Origin of the sequence: Citricoccus parietis (assembly GCF_042433045.1) — a bacterium.
Taxonomy (GTDB): domain Bacteria; phylum Actinomycetota; class Actinomycetes; order Actinomycetales; family Micrococcaceae; genus Citricoccus; species Citricoccus parietis.
Window position 1 is genome coordinate 167,560 of sequence record NZ_JBHLWH010000042.1, and the last position, 26,667, is coordinate 194,226.

At 65.9% G+C, this 26,667-nt stretch carries 23 protein-coding genes; 17 read left to right on the forward strand and 6 right to left on the reverse strand.

Translation table 11 applies throughout. The features are described 5' to 3' along the window. Positions 1 to 68: 68 nt before the first annotated feature. The gene (locus ACFFIO_RS14880; RefSeq protein WP_378043005.1) at positions 69 to 1,595 is read left to right on the forward strand and encodes an acyl-CoA synthetase; all 1,527 of its coding nucleotides are present in this window, start codon (positions 69 to 71) and stop codon (positions 1,593 to 1,595) included. Between the two features lie 60 nt (positions 1,596 to 1,655). On the opposite strand, the gene ACFFIO_RS14885 is transcribed toward ACFFIO_RS14880, so the two are convergent. Continuing rightward, the gene (locus tag ACFFIO_RS14885; protein ID WP_378043007.1) at positions 1,656 to 3,407 is read right to left on the reverse strand and encodes an AMP-binding protein; all 1,752 of its coding nucleotides are present in this window, start codon (positions 3,405 to 3,407) and stop codon (positions 1,656 to 1,658) included. Between the two features lie 193 nt (positions 3,408 to 3,600). On the opposite strand from ACFFIO_RS14885, the gene ACFFIO_RS14890 reads away from it, so the two are divergent. The 8 genes from ACFFIO_RS14890 to ACFFIO_RS14925 all read left to right on the forward strand — a co-directional run bounded on the left by ACFFIO_RS14890 (position 3,601) and on the right by ACFFIO_RS14925 (position 11,931). Next, the gene (locus ACFFIO_RS14890) at positions 3,601 to 4,386 is read left to right on the forward strand and encodes an enoyl-CoA hydratase/isomerase family protein (protein ID WP_378043008.1); all 786 of its coding nucleotides are present in this window, start codon (positions 3,601 to 3,603) and stop codon (positions 4,384 to 4,386) included. An 86-nt stretch (positions 4,387 to 4,472) separates the two neighbouring features. Continuing rightward, a complete protein-coding gene (locus ACFFIO_RS14895; RefSeq protein ID WP_378043009.1) occupies positions 4,473 to 5,744 on the forward strand; it encodes a CaiB/BaiF CoA transferase family protein in 1,272 nt (423 codons plus the stop codon). A 17-nt stretch (positions 5,745 to 5,761) separates the two neighbouring features. Next, positions 5,762 to 6,574, forward strand: a complete 813-nt coding sequence (locus ACFFIO_RS14900) for an enoyl-CoA hydratase/isomerase family protein (protein ID WP_378043011.1) — start codon at positions 5,762 to 5,764, stop codon at positions 6,572 to 6,574. Between the two features lie 52 nt (positions 6,575 to 6,626). Next, complete coding sequence (locus ACFFIO_RS14905) at positions 6,627 to 7,439, forward strand: enoyl-CoA hydratase/isomerase family protein (RefSeq protein ID WP_378043013.1); 813 nt, start codon at positions 6,627 to 6,629, stop codon at positions 7,437 to 7,439. Between the two features lie 13 nt (positions 7,440 to 7,452). Beyond that, entirely contained in the window at positions 7,453 to 8,487 is a 1,035-nt protein-coding gene (locus ACFFIO_RS14910) for a phosphotransferase family protein (RefSeq protein ID WP_378043015.1), read from the forward strand. Positions 8,488 to 8,566: 79 nt separating this feature from the next. Then, a complete protein-coding gene (locus ACFFIO_RS14915) occupies positions 8,567 to 9,598 on the forward strand; it encodes an Rv3169 family protein (protein WP_378043016.1) in 1,032 nt (343 codons plus the stop codon). A gap of 3 nt (positions 9,599 to 9,601) precedes the next feature. Further along, a complete protein-coding gene (locus ACFFIO_RS14920) occupies positions 9,602 to 10,072 on the forward strand; it encodes a MaoC family dehydratase (RefSeq protein WP_378043018.1) in 471 nt (156 codons plus the stop codon). A 65-nt stretch (positions 10,073 to 10,137) separates the two neighbouring features. Beyond that, positions 10,138 to 11,931 carry an AMP-dependent synthetase/ligase gene (locus tag ACFFIO_RS14925; RefSeq protein WP_378043020.1) on the forward strand — a complete coding sequence of 598 codons (1,794 nt, stop codon included), beginning with the start codon at positions 10,138 to 10,140 and terminating at the stop codon, positions 11,929 to 11,931. 129 nt (positions 11,932 to 12,060) lie between these two features. Here ACFFIO_RS14925 and ACFFIO_RS14930 read toward each other — a convergent pair whose 3' ends face one another. Further along, the gene (locus ACFFIO_RS14930) at positions 12,061 to 13,386 is read right to left on the reverse strand and encodes an MFS transporter (protein ID WP_378043021.1); all 1,326 of its coding nucleotides are present in this window, start codon (positions 13,384 to 13,386) and stop codon (positions 12,061 to 12,063) included. A gap of 256 nt (positions 13,387 to 13,642) precedes the next feature. On the opposite strand from ACFFIO_RS14930, the gene ACFFIO_RS14935 reads away from it, so the two are divergent. The 7 genes from ACFFIO_RS14935 (at position 13,643) to ACFFIO_RS14965 (ending at position 20,973) form a co-directional block, all read left to right on the forward strand. Then, positions 13,643 to 14,875 carry an ABC transporter substrate-binding protein gene (locus ACFFIO_RS14935; RefSeq protein WP_378043023.1) on the forward strand — a complete coding sequence of 411 codons (1,233 nt, stop codon included), beginning with the start codon at positions 13,643 to 13,645 and terminating at the stop codon, positions 14,873 to 14,875. 33 nt (positions 14,876 to 14,908) lie between these two features. Next, positions 14,909 to 15,757, forward strand: a complete 849-nt coding sequence (locus ACFFIO_RS14940) for a branched-chain amino acid ABC transporter permease (RefSeq protein WP_378043025.1) — start codon at positions 14,909 to 14,911, stop codon at positions 15,755 to 15,757. A gap of 1 nt (position 15,758) precedes the next feature. Next, positions 15,759 to 16,829, forward strand: a complete 1,071-nt coding sequence (locus ACFFIO_RS14945; protein WP_378043026.1) for a branched-chain amino acid ABC transporter permease — start codon at positions 15,759 to 15,761, stop codon at positions 16,827 to 16,829. Then, entirely contained in the window at positions 16,826 to 17,527 is a 702-nt protein-coding gene (locus tag ACFFIO_RS14950; protein WP_378043028.1) for an ABC transporter ATP-binding protein, read from the forward strand. Before ACFFIO_RS14945 ends, ACFFIO_RS14950 begins: the two co-directional genes overlap by 4 nt. After that, positions 17,524 to 18,216 carry an ABC transporter ATP-binding protein gene (locus ACFFIO_RS14955; RefSeq protein WP_378043030.1) on the forward strand — a complete coding sequence of 231 codons (693 nt, stop codon included), beginning with the start codon at positions 17,524 to 17,526 and terminating at the stop codon, positions 18,214 to 18,216. Before ACFFIO_RS14950 ends, ACFFIO_RS14955 begins: the two co-directional genes overlap by 4 nt. A 274-nt stretch (positions 18,217 to 18,490) precedes the next feature. After that, positions 18,491 to 20,155 (forward strand): AMP-binding protein, encoded by a 1,665-nt coding sequence (locus tag ACFFIO_RS14960; protein WP_378043032.1) that lies wholly within the window; start codon positions 18,491 to 18,493, stop codon positions 20,153 to 20,155. Beyond that, complete coding sequence (locus ACFFIO_RS14965; RefSeq protein WP_378043034.1) at positions 20,152 to 20,973, forward strand: enoyl-CoA hydratase/isomerase family protein; 822 nt, start codon at positions 20,152 to 20,154, stop codon at positions 20,971 to 20,973. Before ACFFIO_RS14960 ends, ACFFIO_RS14965 begins: the two co-directional genes overlap by 4 nt. Here the strand turns inward: ACFFIO_RS14965 and ACFFIO_RS14970 are convergent. From ACFFIO_RS14970 to ACFFIO_RS14985, 4 genes are all read right to left on the reverse strand, one after another. Beyond that, positions 20,954 to 21,826: a PaaX family transcriptional regulator gene (locus ACFFIO_RS14970; protein ID WP_378043036.1), complete on the reverse strand. Its 873-nt coding sequence runs from the start codon at positions 21,824 to 21,826 to the stop codon at positions 20,954 to 20,956. The two genes, ACFFIO_RS14965 and ACFFIO_RS14970, sit on opposite strands and share 20 nt — an antisense overlap. Before the next feature lie 72 nt (positions 21,827 to 21,898). After that, on the reverse strand, positions 21,899 to 22,873 hold the full coding sequence (locus ACFFIO_RS14975; RefSeq protein ID WP_378043037.1) for an acyl-CoA dehydratase activase: 975 nt from the start codon (positions 22,871 to 22,873) through the stop codon (positions 21,899 to 21,901). 33 nt (positions 22,874 to 22,906) lie between these two features. Beyond that, the gene (locus tag ACFFIO_RS14980) at positions 22,907 to 24,304 is read right to left on the reverse strand and encodes a 2-hydroxyacyl-CoA dehydratase subunit D (RefSeq protein WP_378043039.1); all 1,398 of its coding nucleotides are present in this window, start codon (positions 24,302 to 24,304) and stop codon (positions 22,907 to 22,909) included. A gap of 55 nt (positions 24,305 to 24,359) precedes the next feature. After that, positions 24,360 to 25,538, reverse strand: coding sequence for a 2-hydroxyacyl-CoA dehydratase subunit D (locus ACFFIO_RS14985; protein ID WP_378043041.1), 1,179 nt, complete (start codon positions 25,536 to 25,538; stop codon positions 24,360 to 24,362). A 187-nt stretch (positions 25,539 to 25,725) separates the two neighbouring features. On the opposite strand from ACFFIO_RS14985, the gene ACFFIO_RS14990 reads away from it, so the two are divergent. Further along, positions 25,726 to 26,661, forward strand: a complete 936-nt coding sequence (locus ACFFIO_RS14990) for an alpha/beta fold hydrolase (RefSeq protein WP_378043043.1) — start codon at positions 25,726 to 25,728, stop codon at positions 26,659 to 26,661. The last annotated feature ends 6 nt before the right edge of the window (positions 26,662 to 26,667 follow it).

Consider the following 26,667-nt stretch of genomic DNA (forward strand, 5'->3'; position numbering starts at 1 on the left):
CGGGATCCCGGTGCTTCCCCTGCCACTGCCACTGTCCCAGACTGTTCACCACCTACGTGAGGACCCCCATGCACGCCCTCGGACTGGCCACCTGGTTCCGCCGCCGCGCCGAAAGGGATGGATCCCGTGATGCGATCTCCTTCGCCGGCCAGACCCTGACCTTCGCCCAAGCGCAGGCCGAGATCGAGGCGTTTGCGGACATGCTGGCCGCCTCCGGGGTCGAACCCGGGGACCGGGTCGCCTATGTGGGGTTCAACCACAGCCGCTTCCTCATCGCGCTGTTCGCCACCGCGCGGCTCGGGGCCATCTTCGTGCCGCTGAATTTCCGGTGCACCGGCCACGAGCTGGCCTACTTCGTCCGGGACAGCGGCGCACAGTTGCTGATCGCCGACGAAGTGCACTCGGGCCCGGTGGACGAGGTCCGCACCGACCTCGATGTTCGGACCTACCTGCGGTTCGGGGAGGGTGCGGAGGGGTGGCAGGGCATCGAGGAGCTGCTGGCCCGGGCACATCCGCACGTCCAGGAGGCTCCCGTGGATCCGGAGTCCCCGGGCGTGATCGTCTACACCTCCGGCACCACCGGCAACCCCAAGGGTGCCGTCCTCTCGCACCGCAACCTGTGGACGAACAACATCAACTGGATGCTCTCGGTGGGCTACGGCTCTGACCATGTGGCCCTGACCTCAGCACCCTTGTTCCACTCCGGCGGCATGTGCGTCATGACTCTGCCGATGCTCATGGCCGGTGCCCACGTCATCATCCACGAGAAGTTCGACCCCGGTCTGTTGCTCGATGACGTGGAACGGTACCGGGTGACCTCGCTGTTCCTGGTCCCGGCCATGATGCAGGGCATCAGCCGGCACGAGCGCTTCGACTCGGCCGACCTGTCCAGTATCCGCATCGTCGTGGCCGGGGCCGCTCCCGTGCCGGAATCCCTGCTGCGGCTCTATGGTTCGCGGGGCATCCCCGTGAGCCAGTGCTGGGGCCAGACGGAGGTGGCCACCGGGGCCACTTTCCTCGGAACCGAGGAGGCCCTCGACAAGCTGGGCTCCTGCGGCACGGCGGGCTTGCTCAACGAGGTCCGGCTTGTCGACTTCAGCGGCGAGCCCATCACCGAGCCGGGAGTCCGCGGCGAGTTGTGCGTGCGTGGGGACACCGTCACCCCCGGGTACTGGAACCTGCCGGAGGCGACGGCGGCCGCCCAGGGCGGCGACGGATGGTTCCGCACCGGGGACGTCGCCTACCAGGACGAGGACGGCTACTTCTACATCGTCGACCGGCTCAAGGACATGATCATCAGCGGCGGGGAGAACGTCTATTCCGCCGAGGTCGAGGACGCGATCTACGGCCATCCGGCCGTCGCCGAGGTCGCCGTCATCGGCGCCGCCGATGAACGCTGGGGCGAACGCGTGGTCGCGGTGGTGGCCTTGAAAGACGGCGAGGAGCTCGACCTAGAGTCCCTTCGGGAATTCGCCGGTGCGAGGCTGGCCCGCTACAAGCTGCCCCTCGAGCTGCGGCTGGTGGACGAGCTGCCTCGCAACACCACCGGAAAGATCCTCAAGCACGAACTGCGCGCGGAGAGCACCTCTGCGTGAGTGGTCATTTACTGTGGCGAAAGGACGTCTAACGTCACGGTAATTGACCACCCACGCGTCCTAGCGCAATAGCTCGTCCGTGTACTCGACCACCTGCTCGGTGGAGTTGGCTGCAAGAGCGGACGCGCCGCCGTCGGGATGGACCTCGTCCTCCCGGCGGCGCAGCTCGACGCGGCGGATCTTGCCGGAGATGGTCTTGGGCAGGTCGTGGAACTCGAGACGCCGGATCCGCTTGTACGGGGCCAGGTGCTCGCGGCAGTGCTGCAGGATGGCCTTCGCGGTCTCCTCGGTGGGCTCCCATCCCTCGGCGAGCCGGATGTAGGCCTTGGGCACGGCCAGCCGGATCGGATCGGGGGAGGGGACCACGGCCACCTCGGCCACGGCAGGGTGCTCGATCACCGCGGACTCGAGTTCGAAGGGGGAGAGCCGGTAGTCGGAGGCCTTGAAGACGTCGTCATTGCGGCCCACATAGGTGATGATCCCGTCCTCATCCCGGGAGACCAGGTCGCCCGTGTGGTAGACCCCGTTGCGGAACGCGAACGCCGTCTTCTCGGGATCGCCCCAGTAGCCGGGGGTCAGCCCGACCGGCCGGGGGTCAAGCCGCAGGCACAGCTCGCCCATCTCGGCGGACTCCTCGTCCGTGTCCGGGTCGATCAGCACCACGTCGTAGCCGGGCAGCGGGCGCCCCATGGCGCCGGGGCGCACGGGCTGGCCCGGGGTGTTGGCCACCTGGAGCGTGGACTCCGTCTGGCCGAACCCGTCGCGGATCTGGGTGCCCCAGGCCTTCTCGACCTGGACGATGACCTCCGGGTTGAGCGGCTCGCCGGCCGCCACGATCTTGGTCGGCGGGGTCTTCAACTGGGACAGGTCGGCCTGGATCAGCATCCGCCAGACGGTGGGCGGGGCGCAGAAGCTCGTGACGGACTCGCGCTCCAACTGGTTCATCAAGGCCTTCGCATCGAAGCGGCCGTAGTTGTAGAGGAACACGGTGGCCTCGGCGATGAACGGGGCGAAGAAGTTCGACCAGGCGTGCTTGGCCCAGCCGGGGGAGGCCACATTCAGATGCACATCTCCGGGCTCGAGGCCGATCCAGTACATGGTGGACAGGTGCCCCACCGGGTACGAGGTGTGCGTATGCTCCACGAGCTTGGCCTTGGAGGTCGTCCCCGAAGTGAAGTACAGCAGCAACGTCTCATCGGCCCGGGTCGGCTGGTCGAGGTGGAACGCCTCGGGGGCGGACCAGGAGTCCTGCCAGTCGTGGACAGCGCGCTCGCCGCCGGCCGGATCGCTGCCCGGGCGGTCACCGATCTGCACCAGTTGGTAGTCACCGGGGACCTCGTCGAACTTGGCGGCGTCGGCACCGGTGGTGACCACCCAGGAAGCCTGCCCGCGCTCCACCCGGTCGGCCAGGTCAGCCGGTCCGAGCATCACGGTGGACGGGATCACCGGGGCACCGAGGCGGAAACAGGCCAGCATGACCTCCCACAACTCGACCTGGTTGCCGAGCATGACGATGATCCGGTCACCGCGCTTGACGCCCAGGTCGGACAACCACGCGGCCACCTGGTGGGAACGTCGTGCCAGCTCCCGGTAACTGCGCCGTTCCTCCGCACCGTCCTCCTCAACGATGACCAGGGCGGGCTGCTCGCCGCGGGGACCAGACGCGATGTCATCGATCCAGTCCGAGGCGAAGTTGAAGTGCTCGAACCGGGGCCACTGGAAGGTGCGGTGGGCGGTCTCCGGGTCGGTCCGGCAGGCGAGGAGCTGGTCGCGGGCCTGTCGGAAGGTGTCTGCGGCGGACTGCTGCGTCATGGGAGGCCTTTCTGTTTCCTGCTGGTGCATGGGCTCCGGCCGCTGGTGCCAAGGAGTCCCGCGGTCATATCTCCCGCCAGACTACTGAGCGGTACCGGGGAATGGGTGGTACCGACCCCCTGATACTTCACAAATCGTGCGCTACACAGTACGGTCAGACCATAAACATACTTTTCTCGATCCGGAGGTCCTGATGACGGCTGAGCTGGCTACCGACGTGGTGACGTGGGAGGTCGTGCGTCCCGGGACCATGGTGGTGACCATGGACCGCGGCCCGGCCAATGCGCTCGGCATTCCCCTGCTGGACGGGTTGCAGGCCGCCTGTGACGCGGCCGAGACCGCTGGCGACATCAAGGTCATGGTCATCCGCTCTGCGATCGACGGCTTCTTCGCCGCGGGCGCCGACATCAAGCACCTCGGTACCATCAACGCCGAATCCTTCACCGCCTACGGCAACCAGATGCGGGCCGCCAACGACCGCATCGAATCCGCATCGTTCATCAGCATCGCCGCCGTCGACGGTCTCGCCTTGGGTGGCGGCATGGAACTGGCCATGGCCTGCACCTTCCGGGTGGGCGGCGCCAAGGCGCGGTACGGACTGCCGGAGGTCAACATCGGGCTGATTCCCGGCGCCGGCGGCACCCAGCGGCTGCCGCGGCTCGTCGGCCGTGGCAAGGCGCTCGACATCATCCTGACCGCCCGTCAGGTCCCCGCTGCCGAGGCGGCCGAGATCGGGCTCGTGGACCGCTCCACCGACGGCGACGTCATGGAGGCCGCCCTCGCGCTCGCCGACGAATTCGCCGGGGCCTCGTTGCCGGCGCAGCTGGCCGGCATCCGCTCGGTCGACGCCGCCTATGACCTGCCCTTCTCCGAAGGCGCACGGGTGGAACTGGAACAGGAGCAGGGTCTCTTCGAGCACGGTGAGGCCGCCGAGGGCATCGACGCCTTCATCACCAAACGCAAGCCGGACTTCGCCTAGACCTCCCCGCGAGCAGTCGCCGAGCTTCGACCGGGTGACCGCCAGCTACCCACCAGCCATCCACGCAGAAGAGACCACGGGACACCATGACCACTCCGGAACGATCGTTCACAGGACCGCTCGCAGGCCTCCAGGTCCTGGAGATCGGCGGCATGGGGCCGGGACCTTTCGCGGCCATGGTCCTGGCCGATCTCGGTGCTGACGTGGTCCGGGTCGACCGGGCTCACGGGGCCAGCCTGCCCGGGCCGAACCATGACTTCCGCAAGGAGGTCATGCACCGGGGCCGCCGTTCCGTGGCGGTGGACCTGAAGCATCCGGACGGGGCCGGCGTCGTCCTTGACCTGGCCGAACGCGCCGACGTCATCATCGAAGGCTTCCGGCCCGGGGTGGCCGAGCGGCTCGGCATCGGGCCGGAGGACTGCTTCCTGCGCAATCCACGGATCATCTACGGCCGGATGACCGGCTTCGGCCAGGACGGTCCGCTGGCCCAGGACGTGGGCCATGACATCAACTACATCGCCACCTCGGGGCTGCTGTCCCTCATCGGGCGCAAGGACGCACCACCCACCCCGCCGCTGAGCCTGCTCGGCGACTTCGGCGGCGGTGGCATGCTGTTGGCCATGGGCGTGCTGGCCGCGCTGTGGGAGACCGAGCGATCCGGGGAGGGACAGGTCATCGACGCGGCCATGGTGGACGGGGCCGCGCTGCTCGGCACCGCCTTCTTCGGGTTCATGCCCACTGGAGACTGGCGCCAGGAGCGCGGCGCGAACCTCGTGGACAGCGGCGCACCGTTCTATGACAGCTACGAGACCTCCGACGGCGGCTGGGTCGCCGTGGGCGCGATGGAACCGCACTTTTATGCGGACCTGCTGACCGTCCTCGAGCTGGACGAGGCGTCGCTGCCCGGCAGCCAGTATGACGAGGCGGCGTGGCCGGCCCTCAAAGAGGTCATTGCGGACCGCTTCCGCACCCGCACCCGGGACGAGTGGGTCGCCGCGGCGCGGGGCCACAATGCCTGCCTGCATCCCGTGCTGACCATGGACGAGGCCACCCGCTCGGAGCATGCCCGGGCCCGCGGATCCTTCACCGAGATCGACGGCGTGGCGCAGCCGGCCCCGGCTCCGCGGTTCAGCCGCACCCCCGCGACCGTGACCGCGCCGCCGCCGTTGCCCGGCGAGCACACTGAGGGAGTCCTCGCCGATTGGGGGACACCGACGTGGAGGATTGCCGAATGGCTGAAGTCCGGTGCCGTCGTCGATGCTGAGGCCGCCGCCGGGGAAGACGCGGGAACTGCGATCGCGAACGGCACCGAGACCACCGAAACGACCACCGATTCGCCCGCCGAGGCGCGGGCCTGAACTGCCACGGAGCGACCATGAAGACCACTGAGACCACATACGAGACCTTCACCCTGGAGGAACGGGCCCCCGGTGTGGTGGTGATGACGCTCAACCGCCCCGAGACCTACAACGCCATGACCAACACCATGTTCCGGGAATTCGAGGAATTGGCGTGGGCCATTGACGACGACGATGACATCCGCGTTTTGGTGATGACCGGCGCCGGCAAGGCCTTCTGCTCGGGCTACGACCTCAAGGATGCCGACGACCTGCCGAACCTGGGCGCCATGGGCATGCTGGATCAGCAGGAACGTGCTGCCCGGGCCCTGCTGGCCCTGCGCAGCATCCGCATCCCCTTCATCGCGGCCGTCAACGGCCCGGCGGCTGGCGGCGGCATGTCCCTGGCCCTCGCCGCGGACATCCGGCTGGTCTCGGAGTCCGGGCGCTTCAACGCGGCGTTCGTCAAGATCGGATTGACCGCGGGCGACCTCGGGGTGTCCTGGCTGCTCACCCGCCTGATCGGCCCCGGTCATGCGGCCGAGATCGCCTACACCGGTCGCCAGGTCGGTGCCGAGGAGGCCTTGCGCTTAGGGCTCGCCACCAGCATCCACCCGGACGGTGAGGTGGTGGACGCCGCCGTGGAGCTGGCCGTGTCCATCACCGGGAACTCTCCCACCGGAGTCCAGCTGTCCAAGCGGGCACTGCAGGCCAACATGGAAGCCGCGTCCTACGCCGGCGCCGTGGAACTGGAGAACCGAGGGCAGGCCTTGCTGACCCGCACCCAGGACATGTCCGAGGCGCTCAGCGCCTTCAAGGAAAAGCGAAAGCCGAATTTCATCGGGGCCTGAGGCCCGCAACCCCCTGCCACTCAGGCACCCCGAGCGACGAGAGACGAGAGACATGAACCTGCAGATTCCCGAGCTGGAAACCCTGACCGTGGAGGAACTTCCCGGGGACATCGTGGTCCTGCGGATGAACCGCCCCGACCGGATGAACTCGCAGACCGTGAAGATGTTCACCGAGTACGGGCTCGCCGCCCGCGCCCTGCGGGACAGCGGTGCCCGGGCCCTGATCCTGACCGGCACCGGCGAGCGGGCGTTCTGCGCCGGTTTCGACCTGGACGAGATCGACGTGATCACCACCATGGGTGTCCGGGAGTTCCTGAAGTTCCAGGAAACGGCCACCGGCGGGATCCAGGGCATCCGCCACCTGCCCTTTCCTGTGATCGCCGCGATCCACGGGCCAGCCACCGGAGGGGGGCTTGCACTGTCCTTGGCCGCCGACATCCGCCTGGCCGCGCCGACTGCCAAATTCAGTGCCGCCTTCGTCAAGGTCGGACTGTCCGTCGGTGAGCTGGGGACCTCCTACAACCTCACCCGTCTGGTCGGCCCCGGCCGCGCCGCCGAGATCGGCTTCACCGGCCGGATCGTGAAGGCCGAGGAAGCCGAACGGATCGGGCTGGTCAACCGGATCGTGCCCACCGAGGAACTCTTCGACGCTGCCCTGGTGATGGCCCAGCAGATTGCCGAGAACTCACCGGGAGGCGTGCGCATGTCGAAACGGGCCATCCAGCGCAATCAGGAGATCACCTCCTACGCGGCGGCCCTGGAACTGGAGAACCGGGGACAGGCCCTGATGACGCGCACCGAGGACATGCCCGAGGCGCTGGCGGCGTTCAAGGAGAAGCGTGCGCCACAGTTCACCGGGCGCTGAGATGGGACGAGTCATGACACCCACTGATAACCGGGAACTGGTCTGGGACTGGACCGAGCAGACCCTGGCCGACTTGGCCCGTTTTCTCGAGGACCGCGGGGTGATGTCCGGCCCGCTGAGGTCGAAGCCGATCGGTGACGGACATTCCAACCTGACCTTCCTCATCACCAACGGCGAGGCGTCCGTCGTCGTGCGCCGGCCCCCGCCGCCCCCGCTGCCGCCGGGGGCGAACGACATGCTCCGCGAGGCGAGGTTTCTGGCCGGACTGCACGGCACGGGCTATCCCGTGCCGGAGGTACTGGCCACCGCGCAGGAGGGCGAGGTGCTGGACGTGCCGTTCTACGTCATGTCCTTCGCCCGCGGCCACGTGGTGACCACCTCCACCCCGGAGGCACTCGCCACCCCGGACCAGCGGCTCAACATCGCCCACTCCCTGGTGGACAACCTGGCCCGGCTGCACCTGACGGACTACCGGGCCGCGGGGCTGGACGACCTCGGCCGGCCCGAGGGCTTCAACGCCCGGCACCTGAAGCGGATGGCCCGGCTGGTCCAGGACGCCGAGGGCAACCTGCCGGCGGATTTCGAAGCCGTCTACGACTGGTTGGCCGCCAACGTTCCCGCAGAGTCCGGGGAGGCGGTCATCCACAACGACTACCGCATCGGCAACACGATGATCTCGCCCGATGCCCCCGGCCGGGTCATCGCCATCCTGGACTGGGAGCTGGCGACCCTGGGGGACCCCCTGTTCGACCTGGGGTATTTCCTGTCCTCCGTACCGGAGCCCGGCCACGCCCGCACCCCGACCGAGGACCTGGGCACGGCCCTGCTCGAGGAGGGCTACCCCGGCCGTGCCGAGCTCGCCGAGCGTTATGCCGAACAGACCGGGGCAGACCTGACCCACCTGGACTGGTACGTCACCCTCGCCCTGTGGAAGCTGGCCGCCCTCTACGAATACAGTCGCCGCCGTGGGGAAGACGAGTACTACCTCACGCCCGGTCTCGTGGACAGCTTCTTGGCTGAGGCCCGGGAGACCGCTGGGCTGGCATAGGCGTGACACCGAACCGAATCGACACCGACGACGCTGGCCTCTCACCCCGCGAGCCGGCGGCACCGCACCGAGGAGCACCATGAGTACTGAATTCGACGACGCGATGATCACCACCACCGCCGCCGACATGCCGGAGAAGTTCTTCGACCGGTTCATGTTCAACCTGCACCCCGACGACGGCACCAGCCCCTCGCTCGTCCTGGGCGCCGGCGCCTACCCGCCGCGGGACGTGGCGGACGGATTCGTGGTGCTCTCCACGCCGACGGAGCAACGCAATCTGCGCTTCTCGACCGAGCTCTCCGCCACCGACGGAGCTTCCGTCGGGCCGTTGCGCTGGGAGACGGTGGAGGACAACAAGGTCTGGCGCCTGGTCCTCGGCGCCAACCGCACCGGCCTGGAGCTGGACCTGACCTGGCGGGCGCGGGCCCCGTACTGGCTCGGCTCCGTGGACGTGGAGAACGCCGACGGGAACACCACTTCCTTCGACCATCTGTTCCAGCCCGGCCGCTACGAGGGCACCCTGACCCTGGACGGAGAATCTCAGTCGGTCGCGGGTTGGTATGGAGTCCGTGACCGCTCCCGCGGGGTCCGCACGATGTCCGGCGGGCAGGGACTGCACGTCTGGTACCAGGCCCAGTTCCCGGACCGCGCCATCGGCTTCCTGCTGGTGGAGGACCGCGAGGGCGGTCGGATCCTGCTCGAGGGTGCCGTCATGCACGAGGACGGCGAGGTGGACGACGTCACCGATGTGGTCCACGACCTGGTCTTCACGGACGACAACGACCTGGTCTCCGGTACCGTGCAGGTCACCACGGCGGCCGGCCGCACCTACCGCGTGGACGCGGACGCGACCGGAGGGGGCGGGTACATGGCCGGCGGCGGATACGGCGGACACCATGGCAAGGTCCGTGGGCGCGACCACGAGGAATACGACGTGTACCCCTTGGACGGATCCGTCAACGCCAAGACCCTGGATTCCGCCCTGACGGACCGGAGCTCGACGTTCACCTGGGACGGGCAGACGGGCTATGGCATCTTCGAGTACGCGCTGACCCGGTCCTCGTCCTACCAGTACCAGCCCACGCTGGATCCCACGACCGCGGAGGCCTGAACCATGGCCCGGCGCGAACTGACGTTGGCGGAGCTGCGCGCGCTGGAGGGCCAGGACCTGGGGACCACCGGGTGGCACCTCCTGGACCAGGACACCATCACGGCGTTCGCCGGCACGACCGGGGACACCGAGCGGATCCATCTGGACGCCGGGACCGCCCGGGCCCAGGGACTGGACGGCACCATCGCCCACGGACTGCTGACCCTGGCCCTCGGGCCGATGTTCCTCCAGGGCCTCTTCGCCGTCACCGACCACTCCCGGGTGCTGAACTACGGCTTCGACAAGGTCCGGTTCCTGGAACCGGTCCCGGTCGACTCCTCGATCCGGATGGCCGTGCACCTGGCGAAGGTGCGCCCCATCAACGGCGGCAGCGCCTTCCACCTCACCCAGGACTTTGAGCTGAAACATCCGGACGGCACCGTGGCCGAGCGTCCCGCCTGCGTGGCGGAGGCCGTGGTGGCCTACTTCGACTGACCGCGGCCTCATCCACCCGTGGAGGTTCCACCGCCACGGGGGCCTCCATCGAGAAGGGCGAAACCATGACGCGGTACAACACTCCGAAAGTCTCCGGCGGAAACGCCCGGATCCAATCCGGGGATACGCTCTGCACGCTGTTCCACCGATCCGCGGCGGAAGAGCCCGCCTCCATCGCCCTCTCCGGTGACTCGGGGACCTTCACGTGGCAGCAGTACGCGGACCGGGCCTCCTCCGTGGCCGCCGGATGGCGCGCCACGGGGCTGGAAGCCGGCGGTGCCGTGGCGTTGCTGGTCGATCCCAGCCCGGAGTTCCACATCGTGGACACCTCGGTGCTGCTGGCACGGGGCGTGCCGTTCTCCCTGTCACCCGAGGACCCGGCCGACCGGCTCGGCCTGCTCCTGAGGCTCTCCGGTGCCCGCATCATCGTGGCAGCTCCCGTACACCTGGAGGTGGCGCGCGCCGCGGCAGCGGTAGCGGGGAACCTCGGAATCCGCATCGTTGTCCTCGACTCCGTGCCGTACACCACCAGCCAGGAACCAACGCCCGGTACCGTGTCCCTCGAGGAGGTCGTGCAGGCCGGGCGGCAATCGGAGATGCCCGACGCCGGCCCGGGGGATCCCGAGGACATCGCCACCTTGATCTTCACCTCCGGAACCACCGGCACCCCCAAGGGGGTGCGGCTCTCGCACCGGGCGATCGTCAGTTCCCTCGCCGCCACCGACGCCGTCGCCCCCATCGGTGTCGGAGGAAGAGTCCTGTCCTTCCTGCCCACGGCACACATCGCTGAGCGATTCATGAGCCACTACCAGGGACTCGCTTTCCGTCTGAGCATCCGCAGCGTCGCGGACCCGGCGACCCTGTATGACGAGGTCCTCCGAGTCCGACCCGACCGGTTCTTCGCCGTGCCCAGGGTCTACGAGAAGTTCGCTGCCACGGCTCATCGCCTGATCGAGGAGGCCGGGCTGACCGCCACGGTGGATGCGAGCCTGCGGCACGTTCGGCGTGAACAGGAGACCGGGCAGCACGGTTCCACCGACGACCACGACCAGAGGCTCGCCCTGCTGGCCCCGATCCGAGCTGAGCTGGGCCTGGAGCGGACCGAGTACCGTGGTGTAGCCACGGCCCCGTCCTCGCCGGAGATCCTCGAACTGTTCTCCGCCATCGGCCTGCCGGTGGGAAACATCTGGGGGATGTCCGAGGCGATCATGTGCACCATGAACCCACCGGAGAAGCTCAAGCTCTCCAGTGTCGGCGTTTTCCTGGATGGCGTTGAGGGCAGTATCGACACGGACGGCGAGATCCTGATCCGGGGCCGCAACCTCTACTCCGGCTACCTGCCCGGACCGGACACCCCGGAGGATCCGGTCGATGAACACGGCTGGTTGCATACCGGGGATCTGGGCGTCATCGATGAGGACAAGTATCTCTATGTGACCGGACGGAAGAAGGACCTGATGGTCACCGCCACCGGCGCGAACATCGCGCCGGCGCAGGTGGAGGGTGCCCTGGTGGGAGCCGCGGATCTGGTGGCCCATGTTATGGCCGTCGCCGACCGCCGGAGGTTCGTGACCGTCGTCGTGGGTCTCGACGAGGACGCCCTCTCGGGCTTCGCCCGTGTCCACGAGTTGGATGGTGGAGTTGCCGAGCTCAGTGGTCACTCGGCCGTCCGTTCCGAGATCGAACGCGGCGTTGCGAAGGCCAACACCCATCTGCCCAAGGCGTCCAGGATCCGCGGCGTCGTCATCGCCGACCGGGTGTGGCGCCCCGGCGGCCCGGAGGTCACGCCGACCATGAAGCTCCGCCGACCCGCTGTCTTGGACGAGTACGCCGAGCAGATCGATGCGCTCTATCGCTGAATGTCGGTCGGTGGGGTGGGTCGATTCCCTGCGCGAGATGAGGCTTTCCGCGACGTAGCGGGAAGGACCACGCAAAAGGGCTGACGAGCACGTCGTCAGCCCTTTCAGCGGTGGAGTGTCACAGATCGGTCAGGACCTGGGGGTGGACACCTCATCCTGGCCCGGCGCCCCAGTACGTTGGTCGTCCTGGTCCGGAGTCGATTCACTGGCCTCCTGGTGGTCCAGGGTGAAGCGGTAGGGGCCCATGAACAACAGGCACACGATACCCACCGCGACGAGTCCGATGATCGGCAAGGCGCCGGACTGGTATGAACCCGTGGCACCGTGGATCTGACCGAGCAGGAAGATGCCGAAGGCGGATCCCTGGGCGTAAAGGAAGTAGACGAAACCCAGCACACGTCCGTAGGAGTGCTTCGGGAAGTACCGGCTACACATGTAGGCGGCGACGTCACCCTCCGCGCCCAGGCCCAGCCCGATGAGGACCGCACCAAGGAAGAGGAGGCCGACGCTGGTGGACGTGATCATGAAGAAGACACCGACTCCGCAGAGGGCGAAGATGATGGCGCCGATCATGGGCGCGTAGAAGCGGTCGAGCAGGAATCCGACTAACAAGCGCGCGAAGAGGGATGACAGGCTGAGGACCGAGAGGACCGACACGGCCGTGACCTGGTCGATGCCCTTGTCTGTGGTCATGGGGACAATCTGTCCCATCAGGCCGAAAGTAGCTGAGGACACCAGGAAGATGGCAATGGACAGCAGCCAGAACTGGCGGTACTTGCGGGCGATCACCCACAGGGATTCGCCGGCGGTGGTGCCCCGCTGGCGGGCCGCCTGCCGCTCGGCCTCGTGGTCCGCGGGCATCTTCGTGATGAAGGCGTAGACACCCGCCGGAATGATGGTGCAGAGCGCGCCGATGACGAGGAAGGTCATGCGCCATCCGCCGAAGGACAGGACCCAGTTGGCGAGATACGGCATGAGGACGCCGCAGGCGCCCAGGCCTGCCATCAGGATGCCCAGGGCGAAGCCGCGGCGGTCCTTGAACCAGGCGCTGACCACGGTGGAGTGCGCGACCGGGTTGACGGCGCCGGCGCCGGCGCCGATGACGACGCACAGCGCGTAGAAGACGAACTGGCTGTCGGGCAGCGCGGCCATCAGCATGAGGCCGACGCCGAAGGCCAGCGCCATGGGGACCGAGGGCAGTCGAGGTCCGAAGCGGTCGATGAGGAACCCGAGCCCCACGATGCTGATACCCACGAACACCGTCTCCAGAGAGAGGCCGTTGGTCATGACGCTGCGCTCCCACCCGAACTCCTCGGTCATGGGCGCTCCGAGCACGTTGAACAGGACGTTCACGGTGCTGGTGCCAAAGAGCAGAGTCAGGAACCCGGTGACCACGTACCACCATCTGTTGAGATGGCCAGTCCGGGCTTGGGCCGGGGACAGCGCGGTGCTCATGGAATCTCCTTGGTCATCGTCAGATTTCCCCGGTGGAATCGGCTCACTTGGCCAGTGGCAGCTCGATTGCCATGGGGATGTGCAGTGGATCACACCCTGACCATGAAACCAGCATGAGTCATTAATATCAATGGTCAGTCCAAACAGAGGCTTCGATTAATAGTGGCCAGTCATTGTGTTTGGTCTGGCCTTTGCCTATCTTGGAGTGATTCACATCACATATCGTCTCGTGCACTGTTGAACAAGGGAGCCTCCTATGGGAGCCAAGAAGAAGATCATGTACTCATTGTCTGCCGTGGCCGTGATGGGGCTGGTGGCTTCCTGTGGCGGTGGCGGAGCGACCGAGGCGGGGGGTGAAGGTGGCGCGTCGGGTGAACCGATCAAGATAGCCGTGGTTCCGCCGACCAGCGGGGCCTTGGCGGAATTCGGCACGGCCTCCCGGGAGGCGTGGGAGTATGCGGCTCAGGAGGCCAATGACAACGGCGGCATTCTCGGAAGGCCTGTCGAATTGGTCATCAAGGACACCGATGCGACGGCCAACACCACGCTGAGTGCCGTTCGCGAAGCGGTGACGCAGGATGGTGCGAACTTCATCGGCGGCATCATGACCTCCACCGAGCACAATGCCGTGAACCAGCAGCTGGAGGGTCTGAACGCCCTCTCATTCAACTCCAACGGCAAGGACGATGCGCTGACGGGGGACTCCTGCAAGCCGAATGCCTACCGTGTAGTCCAGTCCAATCTCATGGACATCAACGCGCTGGCCGATTCGCTGGCGGATCTTCCGGGCGAGAAATGGGCCATTCAGGCTGTTGACTACTCCACCGGTCACGATGCGGCAGCGGCCTTCACCACCGCCGCCGAGGCAGCTGGCAAGGAAGTAGTGCTGGAGCAGTTCGCCCCGCTGAATACCACGGAGTTCGGCAGCTACATCACCGGGCTCAAGAACAGCGGCGCCGATGCACTGTTCGCCGTGGAATACGGTGCTGACGGGGTGGCGTTCGTGAACCAGGCCGACCAATTCGACCTGACCGATCAGTTCGACACAGTTCTGGGCTTCAACATGGTGAGCGAACCGCTGTTCGAGACCCTTGGTGATCGGATCGTGGGATTCAAGAACAATGTGGGATACGACGTCAACGCCGACAACGAGTCCAACCAGTCGTTCGTTGAAGGGTTTGAAGCGGAATACGACGAAAAGCCGTACTACGTCCACGCTGACAACTACCTCGCTGCCCAGACCCTTTTCGCTGGCATCGAGGCTGCTGAGAGTGCGGAAACCGAAGATGTGCGCGAAGCTCTCAAGGATCTCAGCTTCGATTCAATTGTCGGCGAGGTCACCGTGCGTTCGGATGACAACCAGGTTCTTCGTCCCTCGAATATCGGGGAGGTGGTGGAAGACGGGGACGGTGGCCTCGCGTTCGACATCCTGCAGACCGCGGACGCCAGCGTCACCACCCCGGAAGCCAGCGACGCATGCACCATGTAGGTCGGCGGCGACGAAAGTGAGGTGTAGCCGCTGATGATTGCACAACTGCTGAATGGCATTGCGCTTGGATCCCTCTACATGGTCCTCAGTTCCGGTCTGGCCATGATCTACGGGCTGCGCGGCGTGACGAACTTCGCCCACGGTTCGCTCTATATGGCGGGCGCCTATGTGGCCATGAGTGTCAGTGCCAACGTGTCGTTCTGGGCGGCGCTGATTGCCGCACCGATCGTTCTGGCGATCGTGGGGGCCGGTTTGGAGCTGATCTTCTTCCGCCGACTCCAGCACCGAAACCACATCGAAGTCGGCCTGGTCACGTTCGGCCTGAGCATGATCCTCGAACGGTGCATCGTGTTGCTCTGGGGAGAACAGACCCACACCGTGTCACCGCCGGAACTGCTGTCCGGTTCGCTGTCCGTCCTTGGCACGTCCTACCCGACCTACAGGATCTTCCTGATCGTCGTCGCGCTGGTGATGGCCGCCGCGCTGGTCTCGTGGATCAGATACACGCGAACGGGGCTCTACGTTCGGGCCGCCAGCCGCGACGTCCAGGCTGCCTCCGTGCTGGGCATCAATGTGGACCGAGTCAGCCTGATAGTGGTCTGCGTCGGCGGTGCGCTGGCCGGCCTGGCTGGCGCCCTGGCGGCGCCGTACATATCAGTCAGCCCGACCATGGGCATGCAGATTCTGATCACCGTCCTCATCGTGGTGGTCGTCGGTGGAGCCGGCAGCCTGGGCGGGGCCATGGTCGCCGGTATGGCTCTCGGCATCCTCCAGACCGTCGGCAACATCTGGGTGCCGGCCGTCGCCGCCCTGATACCGTTCGCGGCTCTCGTCGTGGTACTCGTGTGGCGGCCCCAGGGCCTCGCCGGAAAGCAGGCGTGACATGGTCATCGATGTTGATACCGGAACAGCTGAGGGGAACGGGCCGCCGCACCAGCAGCGTCCCGTCAAGGGTCGCGGCGGACGGCCCGTCCTGTGGGTGACCGTCGGGACCCTGGTGGTGCTCTTGGCCGGTCTCGCGATGCCGCTGGTGCTGACGAACCGCTACTACATGAGCCTGATGGTCGGAGCGGCCATTCTCTCGCTTCATGCGCTGGCCGTTGGGTTCTTGGCTCGTCACCTGGGGCTCATCAGCCTGGGGCACACGGCCTTCTTCGGTGGCGCGGCCTATTGCGTCGGAATCGCCATGACCCATTGGGGGTGGTCGCCGCTGGGTGCCGCCGTGTTCGGCCTGGTGGTGGCCACGGTCGCTGCGATTCCTATGGGGGCGCTGATCATGCGGTCCTCCGGCATGGTGTTCCTCATGCTGACGTTGGCCCTGGGGCAGGCGCTCTATACGATTTCCATCCAGCCGGTGTCCCGTGACATCACCGGTGCCCATGACGGCCTGCAATTGCAGGCCGCTCAGGACGCCATGTTCTTGGGCATCGAATTCGGTGGCTTGCTGAGACCGGACGTCTTCTGGCCCTTGGCCTGGGTCGCACTCGTGGTCACCGTCTACCTGTTGTGGCTGTTGGCCCGATCCAGATTCGGAGTTCTCCTGGAGGGCATCCGCGAGAACGAGGAGCGCATGCGGTTCTCCGGTATCCAGACCTTTTGGCCACGGCTCCTGGCATTCACCATTTCCGGGGCCGTTGCGGCCGTGGGCGGCGTCCTCTTCGCCCTGAACGGCCAGTACGTGTCCCCAGAACTCCTCAGCTTCCTGGAAGCGGGCGACGCCTTGGTATCCGCGATCATCGGCGGACTGGGCGTGCTGTTGGGCCCCATACTCGGCGCCTTCATCTACACGTTCGGTCACTCATTCCTCAACTTCGGAGGAAATCTCCAGCTGTTCATGGGCGCATTGCTCGTCATCGTCCTGGTCTTCTTCCCGGGTGGCCTTGGCGGTTTGATCCGCTCACAGGTGGCGAAGCGACGCAAGAACAAGAAGTCATCACAGGAGGACTCCGCATGAACCTGTTCGAGGGTCGTGACGTGACCGTTCGTTACGGGGCGGTCCGCGCCCTGGAGGGCGTCGATATTTCCGTGGATCCAGGTGTGGTCCATGGGATCATCGGGCCCAACGGGGCAGGAAAGTCGACGTTCATCGATGCCCTGTCCGGCCGGCGTCGTCTGTCCCGGGGAAAGGTCCTCCTGCGCGGGGACGACATCAGTAAGCGTTCGGTGGTGTGGCGCCGCCATCACGGGGTGTCCCGGTCCTTCCAGAAGACCAGCGTGTTCCCGTCCATGACGGTGCGCGACCAGCTGGACATGGTCGGTTGGCAGAACGGTGAGCCGGACGTTAGCGAGATCGTGGACGTGCTGGACCTGGGGCCGGTCATGGATACCGTGTGCTCCGAGATCGCCTATGGAACCCAGCGTTCGGTGGATCTGGCTATGGCCCTGATCGGCCGGCCCGACGTCGTGCTGTTGGACGAGCCATGTGCGGGATTGGTCGCCTCCGAATCGATTCGCACGTTGGAGCACATCCGCTATCTGTGTAAAGAGCGCGAGGTGGGGGCCCTCGTGGTTGACCACAATGTCGAAGGGATCTTCGGAACCTGCGATGTGGTGTCCGTGCTCAATCTGGGCCAGTTGCTGACGACCGGCGAGCCTGCCACCGTCCGGAAGGATCCTGCCGTGATCGAGGCCTACCTGGGGAGTGCCGCATGACCGCCTTACTCGAGTTCAAGAACGTCTACGCCTCGTACGCGGGGGCCGTGGTGCTTCAAGACGTGTCCTTCTCGATCGAGGAGGGGGAGTTCGTCGGTCTGGTGGGACGCAACGGTGCCGGGAAGAGCACGGCGCTGCACTCGGTCTACGGAATCCCACAGGTGACCGGGGAAATCCTCATTGACGGCAAACCGATCAGTCGGAAACGCTACGAGCCGGCCGCCCGAGGAATCAGTCTCGTGCCCCAGGGCAAGAGCATTTTCCCGAATCTCACGGTCGAGGAGAACCTTCTGCTGGGCAGGGCGGCCAACCGCACGGGGGATTGGACCGTTCAAGCTGTCTATGAGATCTTCCCCAACCTGTCGCGCGGGTCCAAACGGTTGGGGACCCAGCTCAGCGGTGGCGAGCAGCAGATGCTGGCGATCGGACGTGCGCTGATGGCCGCCCCCCAGCTGCTGCTGCTGGATGAGCCGACGGAAGGGTTGGCTCCGGTGATCGTGGACGAGTTGGTTGGGGCCCTGCAGCAGATCCACGAGCGTGGCACCGCCGTCCTGCTGGTGGAACAGCACATCGGCATGATCCAGAAGCTCGCGACCCGGTTCATCGCCTTGCGGACCGGGGAGCTGGCTGCCTCGGGGCCGACTGAGGATCTCCAGTCGCGGGAAGTGCAGGCAATTATTGCCCTGTGAGCATTCATGGCCGAGCAGAGCACCGGCAGGAGAAGGAGTTCCTTCACCTGCCAGAGCTTTTTTCATGTGCTCCTCACCGGGAGCACTCGGCGAGGACGGCGTCGGCAAATCGTGGTGATCCAACTCACAGGTACTCTTGAATGGTCAGACCATCTACATTATCGTTGCGTTTAGCACTCATGGTGTCGAACATGCACAGTCGATGAGAGTGCCGTATCCCTGGCACGACGCCTACAAGCGACGTGGTATCCGCTGCAGCTTTCAAGGAGTACCGATGACCACCCTGCTGACCCAGTCTTACTGGCCCGCCGAGAAGAGCACGGGCGTCCGCGACATCACCCTGCCTGGGCTGCTGCGAGAGGCCGCGGAAGAGTTTCCGGACAAACTGGCCCTGGTCTATGGCGCAAAGAATCCCGAGAACAGGCGCCACTGGACCTATGCCGAGTTCCTCGCAGATGTCGAACAGGGTGCCCGCGCCCTGCTCGCCCATTTCTCCCCAGGGGATCGGATCGCCGTGTGGGCGCCCAACAGCGCGAACTGGGTGATCCTCCAGCAGGCGGTCGCTATGGCGGGAATGGTGGTCGTTGCGGCCAACCCCGCCTATAAGACCCATGAACTTGAATTCGTGCTGCGCCACTCCGGTGCGGTGGGCCTCTTCTACGTCAAGAACTACCGGGGCGCCAACCTCGAGCCGGTGGTGCAGACCGCCCTTGGGACGGCCACCAACGTGAAGACGCTCGTCACCCCGGACACCTGGGAAGCGTTCCTGGACTCGGGCGACCCGGAGGCCAAGCTGCCCGATATCAACCCGACCGACCCGGTGCAGGTGCAATACACTTCCGGGACCACCGGCTTTCCCAAGGGTGCGATCCTGCATCACAAGGGCATCGTGAACGAGGCCACCTTCGTGGGTGAGAGGACGGCGATGGGTCCGGACGGTGTCTGTATCAACGCCATGCCCATGTACCACATCGGCGGTGGGGCGGTCACGGAACTGCAGACGATCTCCGCCAAGGGGACCTACGTGGTCATGCCGGCCTTCGACCCGGCGCTGACGCTGGAACTTTTCGAGACCTACCGCGGCACGCACTCGCTGATGGTCCCGACCATGCTGTTGGCCGTTCTCGAGCATCCGGATGCCGCCACGCGGGACATGTCCAGCACCCAGACGATCATGTCCGGGGCGGCGCCCGTCTCCGAAGCCTTGGTCAAGCGGGTCATTGAGCGGTGGGGCTGCCAGTTCAGCATCCTCTTCGGGCAGACCGAGATGCACGGGGTGACCAACCAGACCAGGGTCACCGACTCGCCCGAGGACCAGGCCCGGACGGTCGGGCAGCCGCTACCCGAACTGGAGATGAAGATCATCGATGTCGACACCGGCGAGATCGTTCCGGTGGGCGTGCAGGGCGAAATCTGCGCCCGTGGTTACCAGAACATGCTGGGTTACGACCAATTGCCGGACCAGACTGCGGCCACCATTGACCCGGACGGGTGGTTGCACATGGGGGACCTGGGTACCCTGGACGAGCGTGGCTTCCTCAGGGTCACCGGACGTCTCAAAGACATGATCATCCGCGGTGGGGTCAACCTCTACCCCCGCGAAATCGAAGAGGTCCTCGCCGGACATCATGACTTCGCCGAACTGGTGGTACTGGGCGTGCAGAGCGAGAAATGGGGCGAGGAAGTGGCTGCCGTCGTCCGGCTCAGGGACGGCTGTACCCAGCCCGACCCTGCCGAGCTGAAGAGTTGGTGCCGGGAGCGAATCTCGGCCCACAAGACGCCCAGCCGGTGGTACTTCACCGAGGCCTATCCGCAGACGCCGTCCGGCAAGATCCAGAAGTTCGTCCTGCTGGACCAGATCACGTCCGGCGAGCTCGAGGCCGTGGTGGCCCCGTCCTCGCAAGCCGACCAACAGGGTCGGGAATCGGTGGCCCAGTGATCGGGGACCGGGTCGGGCTCGCCACCACGGACTCGATTGCCCATCTGGAGTTGAGCCGACCCGAGGCGCGTAACGCCATGGACCCGGCATTTGTGGAGGAATTCGGGACTGCCATCCACCAGGTGGCGGCAGACTCGTCCATCCGGACTCTCTTGATCACCGCCCAGGGACCGTCGTTCTGCGTTGGCGGGGACCTGAACTACTTCTCGGCACACGTGGACCGACACGAGGAGATCCTGCGTTGGATGGTGGACCACTGGCACGAGGTGCTGGGGCGACTATTCACTCTGGACGTCCCGGTTGTCACGGCCGTCAAAGGTGGAACGGCCGGGGGTGGTCTCGGTCCGGTGTGGTGTGCCGACCATGTCATCGCTGCCGAAAGCACACGGATGGCCGGCGGCTTCGCCGACATTGGCCTTTCCGGTGACGGCGGGGCATCCTGGCACCTCCCGAGGTACGTCGGCCTGCGCCGGGCCCAGGCCATGATCCTCGACAATGTGCCGATCGATGCCGCTACGGCCCTGGACTGGGGGATCGTCGGCGCGGTGGTCCCTGATGCGGATCTTCAGGCCGCCGCCTGGGAAGCGGCACGGCGGTTCTCCCGTCGCTCGGCAACGGCCTTCAGCCAGGCGAAGCGCTTGCTGGCGGCCTCGTCAGGCAATAGTTATCTGGAGCATCTCCAGGCCGAAGCGGAAGCCATCCACGTCTGCGCTGCGGCGTCCGACTCCGTCTTCGGCATCCGGTCCTTTCTGGCCAAGGAGCGGCCGGTCTTCACGGACCCTTATCCGGTGCAGGCCGTCAGCACGGGCCGCGGTTGATCGCGGCCCAACGGTCACGGACGGCGCCGGCCCATTCAGTCCGAAGTGACTTGATGTGGCTGGCGACCGTTCGTCCGATCCAATCCGGCAAGAGCGCCTCGGGAAGCTGCGGGTCGGTGAAGGGGAACCGCTGAAGTTGTCCGATGGCACGAATGTCCGTGAACAATAGGTCGTCGTCGCTGGAGGGAACCGGGTCCCAGAATTCGGCGTAGACCTGACGGTAGTCCTGCGCCAGTGATTCCAGATCCCAGCCCTTGGCGACGATCTCCGTTTCCGTCAGCCCCACTCCGCCCACAGGGCCGTAGAAGGACATCGTCGATTCGGCCAGGCCTAAGCGATCCACCACTCTGGACACCTGGCCGCGGCGTTCGCCGTGCGGGCTGAGCCAGACGCCAGGTGCGGGATTGCCGAAGCCCGCCCAGGTCAGGTCGCTATACAACCGCTTGCGCTGCGAACGCTGGGCCTGGGGCACGGTGATGAACAGGACAACCCACCGATAATCCCAGTCCGAAAAGGCCCCGCTCAGGTCGAGGACGCGTTGTGAATCCCTCTCGAAGACCCCCACGAGATACGGGCTCAGGCTCCAACTGACCTCGCGTCCGTGCTTGTGGGACGTGATCCATCCCGAATCGGCCGCCCGGACGAGGGCCTGCCGGGCGGTGGCCTCCTCGAAGCCCAACCCGCCCATCACATACAGCAGAGCGGACGTCCGAGCCGGCTCGCCGGTGGGCCACACCAACTCACCCAGGACGGTTATCAGAACTGACCGCGCGCTGCCTTGGTTCAAGGCCGCTTGCGGTTGCCGGAGTTGCGGGGATTCTGCGATTGCTCCGTTGTTGGTGGGGTTCGTCATGGTTTTCCACTCTACCGAGGCATCCACGGCGGTGGGCCCGACGCTGTGGCGGGAACGGCCGACGTCGCCAGCTCACCTTCCGCTGGGTCCGGGGACGGCGAGCCGGTCCATGTTGAGGATGACGGGGACGCGATCGCCGTTCCCGTGTGCGGAGTGATCGTGGCCGAGGGTCCCGTCGCAACCGGTGCAGTCCCTCGCGCCCCCGCTACGCTGGGCCACCAACTGCCGGTCCGCGTCGATGTCGGCGACCTCCAGGCTGAGGTTTCCCCGGTGCTCGTCCCGCGCGATCAATGCCGCACCCAGGGCCCCGGCGATCTGGGGGTCGTCCAAGACGACGAGCTGCTCGCCGAGGGAAGCCGAGAGGAACTGCACCAGCGCCCGATTCTTGGCAACCCCACCGGTCATGACGGCGGGGAAGGCCTTGCCGACCTGGGCCACGAGCCCCAGCGTCCGGGCCGCGACGGAGCGGTGCACGGAAGCGGAAATGTCCGCGGGATCGGCTCCCTGGGCCAGCAGGGAGATCACCTCGGTCTCGGCGAACGTGGCGCACATGCTGCTCACCTCGAGGTTCTCCGTCCCCTGAAGTGCCAAATCGACGACCTCACCGAGATCGACCTCCAGGGCCCGGCACAGCACGTCGAAGAAGCGTCCGGTGCCGCTGGCACACCGGTCGTTCAAGGCAAATCGGTCCACCAGTCCCTCCTCGTCCACCGCAATGGTCTTGCTGTCCTGGCCTCCGATGTCGATCACCAGCCTTACCCCGGGGGACAGGGCCGCGGCCCCTCGGGCATGGCAGGTGATCTCCGTGAAGGTCTTGTCGGACGACGGCACCAGCCGCCTGCCATAGCCGGTGCTGATGGTCCGAGCGATGTCTGCAGAATCCAGTCCGGCATCTCGGAGGACTTGGTCGATGGCCACCCCGACGGCCTGACGACTGACCGCGCCCATCTGGACCACCGCGGAGGCGACCAGCTCGCCGTCACTGTTCACGATCGCGGCCTTAGCGGTCGTCGACCCCAGATCCACACCCATCGTGTACCACTGCATGGTGTTTCCTCGTCCTTCTGTGTTCGCCGGTATTTAGCCGACCAAAGCCTTCGAGCGCTGCTGATCGATCGATTCCAACATGGCCACCAGGCCACTCTCCAACGTTTCGTCCTTGTAGAACGATGCGTCGGCCACATCACCTTCGAAGAAGAAGGACTTGATGCCGCGCTCGCGCTCCGCGGTGCGTGCCAGGATGTGCTGCGGATTCGTCATGGCCCGACAGGTCCGGGTGGAGTGGAACGCGATGCCGTCGATGCCGTAGTCGTCGCAGCGCTTGAGCAGCAGCTCCTCCATGATCTTGAGTCCGTGGTTGAGCGGGCAGATCAAGTAGTGCTGCGCCATGCCCAGCAGCGGACGGTTGACGTCGATCAGATCTGGCTCCTGCCAGAACGAGTCGTGCGTGTATCGTCCGGCCACCACGGCGACGTCGTGCTCGGCGAACTTGCGGGTGAGGTACCCGAGCTTGTTCCAGTTCATGATGCCGTCGAAGTACACCCGGTACCGCTCGTTCTGCACCGCGGAGACGTTGTCTCGAATGCGCTGTTCGATCTCGTCCTTGACCCGCTGGAAGTAATCCACCAGCATCTGGTTCGCCGGCAGGAAGTTGATCGGAGCGATGCTCGCGACCCAGTCCCAGTAGGTGGCCGGGGTAGGAGCCTGGGCACAGAGTGCCATGGCCTCCACCCGCAACTCGGAGGCCTTCTTGATGTAGTACATGTTCTCGGACAGGGCGTCCCAGTCGAAGGGCCGCTTGGTCTGGTATTCGATGAACTTGATCAGTTCCTTGAGCTGGTCCTCGACATAGAGCGGGGTGGTTTCCCATTCCTCGCCGCGGAGGTAGCCGGCATCCGGCTTCCGACCCCAAACCATGGGTATCGACACGTTGAACAAGGGCATCTGCTTGCCGAAGACCCGGTGCGTCATGGCATCCCATTGTTGGCCAGTACTGCAGCCGGCGTAGGCGTTGACGAGGAGGTCCGGCGTCGGCAGCTTGGCCGCGAGCTCCTCCTGGTCGGCCATTCCGACAATGCCGTTCTGCTTTTCGTCGGCCCCCTTTTGGGTCATCACCGCGCAACCGAGGTGCGTGCGTGCATAGGAGCACAGTTCACCGACGTACCCGTATTCCGCGCCCGCCTGCTGGGCAGGCTCCTCCAGGTGCATCGCGGCCAGGCGGGCGGAGAAGGCCTCACCATGGGCCCACTCCAGGCCAGCGGCCTGGAAAATGGGGTTCAGAGCGCTTCCGTTGTACCAGACCACCGTCTTGCCGCGTTCCCGTGCGGTGAAGATGTTGTCCCAGTACTCGGTGACCATCTTGCCGCCCATCTTGGTACTGGACAGACGGTTGGACTTGTCTGGCCGCTCGGGGGTGACCAGGCGGGTGGCGGACAGGTCGAGGGACTGTTTGGTGCTGGGGTTCAAGTCTGCAGACATCGGATGTCTCCTGTTTCGTCAGGTGGGCTTCGTCGGTCAGATGGGCTGTGCCGGCTCAGGCCGGGGTGAGTTGGCGGACCCGTTGGCGGCGAATGCGCTCAACGAAGGCCTCTACGGTGGTTCGCAGTGACTCGGCGGCCAAGCCCTCGTGCTCGGTCTCGACCAGGAGTTCTGGGATGTCCCGAGTGTTCAGGGCCTTGCGGAGTTCGGGGTAGTAAAGCATGAGTGGCTCGCAGAACTTAGCCATCAGGGTGATGACGCCCTCTGCACCGGTTTCATCCAGGTTGTCGACCAGGTAGTTCTGCCAGTCGACGTCGCGCTGGACACGCGTCGCGCAGGGGACGGACACGTTGCGGTCCAGGTACCAGGCAGCAAGAGCAGCGAAGGGGTCCTGGCCTTCTGGGACATCCGTGGAGATGTAGCGGCTGCCGTGGTAGAGGTCGTCATTGATGACGATAACGTCGCACTCCTCGAGAAGGTCCAGCAGTTCCGGACGAGGCGGTGCGCAGAAATGACCGGACAGATGCAGGCGGACCAGGTGCTCCGGGGCCGGAGCCTGGGGGTCCAGTCCGTTCAGGAGTTGTCGCAAAAGTCCGGTGTGCTCCTCGACGTCCATCACCATGCTGGACTTCACCAGGGCCTGGAGCTGGCGGGCCGGGATGTTCAGCCGGCCCGCACGCCTGAGTTCGAAGAACTCGCGCAGCAGACGGCGGTTCTCGTTGAAGGCCCAGATGCTGGTGGCAAGGGCTTCGGGGGAGATGATGACGCCGGTGATCTCCTCCACCTCGTGCCGCATGGCGTCGACCTTGTCCTCTACCTGGGCGCCGCTCCAGGGATCGTCCATTGAACTGATGAACTGGGCGAAGTGCATCGGCTTGTCCGGCTTGACCCACTGGATGACATCGGCGGCGCCAAGCAGCTGGACGCAGTGGTCCACTAGGACGAAGGCGTCGAAGACGTCCAGCTCGCCGGTGGCCGCTTGATCGGCAAGGCTACGGGTGTAGCTGCAGTAGAACTCCGGCAAGAGGCTGCGGCCCTCGGTGATTGAGGTGCGGCTCTCCTGGACGATCACCGGCAGGGCTCCGGTGGCGTGGACCAGCTCGGAGGGGAAGTTCATGGGGAAGGAACCGATGACCTGCCGGCCGGTCCGTTCCTTCCACGCCCGAGCGTAGGCAGTCGGGTCCTGAGCCGCCTGCTCCAGTACTCCGAGAACTGCGGGATCCAAAGTGTTCATGATTTCTCTCTCCACCAACGACTGAGGGGCACGTGTATGTCCTCCCTTTACGATCCGCGTACAGCTAACATTTGTCAATAGACGCGACTCGGTGTCTAGGTGTGTCGAATGTTGTGCGGGGTGTTCGCCTGGCGCATGATGTCTAAAGGTCCGCCGAGAAAGCGGATCGACCGAGGAAGGGAAAGCCATGACCGCGATCGGATCCGAACCGGCTGTCGTTGACGATGACGCAGGTACCGGAGCCAAGGGCGAGTCCACACGGGTCACGTTTCAGATACCGTCAACGACGGATTGGATCGTGGAGGCACTGGGCCATCAGCCCGATCTGGGTGCCGTCACGGTGGGGGGAGCGCAGATCGCGTTCAGAACCTGGGGACAGCAGACTGGCCGGGATGTCATGCTGGTGCACGGTGGCGGCGCCCATTCCGGGTGGTGGGACCACATCGGCCCATTGCTCGCGGAGCGAGGCCGGGTGGCGGCACTGGACCTGTCCGGCCACGGGGACAGCGATCATCGCGGACAGTACGACATGGCCCAGTGGGGCGCCGAGGTCCTGGAGGTTCGGCGTGCCGCCGGGCTCGGGCCGGCATGCACCGTCGTCGGCCACAGCCTGGGAGGTCTCATCACCCTCTATCTGCGGGACAAGGAAGAGGCCGGGGTGGATCGGGCGATCGTGGTCGATTCGCCGATCGGTGGTCCGGAAGCCCAGAAGTTGCCGGAGGCGGGTGGCTTCGTCTCCCGACGCCGGCTCTACCCGAGCCGGGAACAGGCGATGGCGCGTTTCCGTCCTGTCCCGGCACAGGCCTCATTGCCCGAGGTCCACGAGCACGTGGCATCGGACTCCGTACGCCAGAAGGACGGGGGATGGACCTGGAAATTCGACGCCGGGATCTTCGGCGGAGCCGCACGAATGCGCACCACCCTGCCGCGTCCCGGGGGGCGACTGGCCTATCTGCGGGGCGAGATCGGCATGGTGCGGCCGGCGGTGCGCTCGATCATCGAGCAGGCCGGGGGAATCTGTCTGGACCTCCCCGGTGCGGGCCACGCGCCGATGCTGGACCAGCCCGCGGCTCTGGTGGCGTCCCTGCGGGCCGTGATCGCTGGCTGGGACCAGCGGTCCTGAGCATCC